This is a genomic window from Pantoea sp. LS15 (assembly GCF_012241585.1).
In the GTDB taxonomy this organism is placed as follows: Bacteria; Pseudomonadota; Gammaproteobacteria; order Enterobacterales; family Enterobacteriaceae; genus Enterobacter.
In genome coordinates this window covers 1-1,440 of record NZ_JAAVXA010000033.1, presented here as the reverse complement: position 1 = coordinate 1,440, position 1,440 = coordinate 1, and the positions used below count along the sequence as shown (strand labels likewise).

Genomic DNA, 1,440 nt, shown 5'->3' with positions numbered 1-1,440 from the left:
TGAAGTGAACCCCGAAAGTTGGACATCCAATGATTAGGGGTTTTGCGTTTCAATGGGCAGAAAAAAATATTCATCTGAATTCAAGCAGAAAGTTGTTCTCCACTATCTGAACAGTGGTGACGGTGCAAAGAAAACAGCCAGGTTGTTCGGCGTCGATCACGGAGCGGTCAGACGCTGGACTGAACACTGGAAAGTGAATGGTGTGGACGGTTTTACCATTCCTACCAGAGCTTACTCTGCTGAGTTTAAAGAGTCTGTTGTGCTCTGGATGCAGCAACACAACAAGTCATCCCGGAAAGCTGCGGCGGAGTTTTTTATCGCAACCGCTTATACTGTCAGCAAGTGGGAGCGCCTTTACCGTGAAGGCGGTGTTATTGCCCTACAGGATAAACCCAGAGGACGTCCGGTGAAGTCAGGGAAGAACGAAACGTCAGATAAAAAACTTAATAATCCCCCTCCAGCGTTCCAGAGCGTTGAAGAAGAGCTTGAATACCTGCGAGCGGAAAATGCCTACCTAAAAAAGCTTCAAGCCTTGATCCGGGAAAAGCAGAAGACAAAGCAAAAATAATTACCGAATTGAGGCAAAACCATAACCTGAGAATGCTGCTTCATATAGCAGGATTGCCGCGTAGCACGTACTACTGGCACGTTAAGGCGGAGGGCTGTGGAGAACGCTTTGAAGGCGAACAGCAAAGAATAGCTGCACTATTTCATTATCATAAAGGACGATATGGTTACCGCCGCATTACCCTGGCGTTGCGCAATGAAGGCTACGGAATAAATCATAAAACAGTACGAAAACTGATGCGTAAGATGGGGCTGGCCTCATGCCTGAGAAGTAAAAAGTATCAGTCATACAAAGGTACCTACGGTAAAATCGCGCCAAACATTCTGTCCCGTAATTTTAAGGCCAGCAGCCCAAACCAGAAATGGGTTACAGATGTGACCGAATTCAATGTAAAAGGGACAAAGCTATATCTGTCGCCAGTGCTGGATCTGTATAACAGCGAGATAATAGCCTGGAATATGACGACGCATCCGGGAATGAACCTGGTTGAAAACATGCTCAGCAAAGCCATGAAGAGGCTGAAGCCGGGTGACAGACCGATACTGCACTCTGATCAGGGCTGGCAGTATCAGATGGCGCGGTATCAGGAAAAGCTTAAAGTTAAAGGTATAGAGCAAAGCATGTCGCGCAAAGGGAACTGTCTGGACAATGCAGTAATAGAAAATTTTTTTGGTCTGTTGAAGACAGAATGTTGGTACCACGAAGAGTATGAAAATACGGACCATCTACGAAGAACGGTGGAAGAGTACATCCACTACTACAACAACGAACGAATCAAGCTAAAACTAAACGGCCTGAGTCCGGTACAATACCGAACTCAGGCCATGTCAGCCGCCAGTTAAGAAAGTGTCCAATATATGGGGTTCACTTCA

At 46.2% G+C, this 1,440-nt stretch carries 1 protein-coding gene; it reads left to right on the top strand.

Features of this window, described 5'->3' with window-relative positions; genetic code table 11:
- Nucleotides 1–52 precede the first annotated feature (52 nt).
- A protein-coding gene (locus HED65_RS22415) for an IS3 family transposase (RefSeq protein ID WP_114980190.1) occupies nt 53–1,410 on the top strand; the annotation gives its coding sequence in 2 pieces (ribosomal slippage) (nt 53–515 and nt 515–1,410; 1,359 coding nt in all).
- Nucleotides 1,411–1,440: the final 30 nt, after the last annotated feature.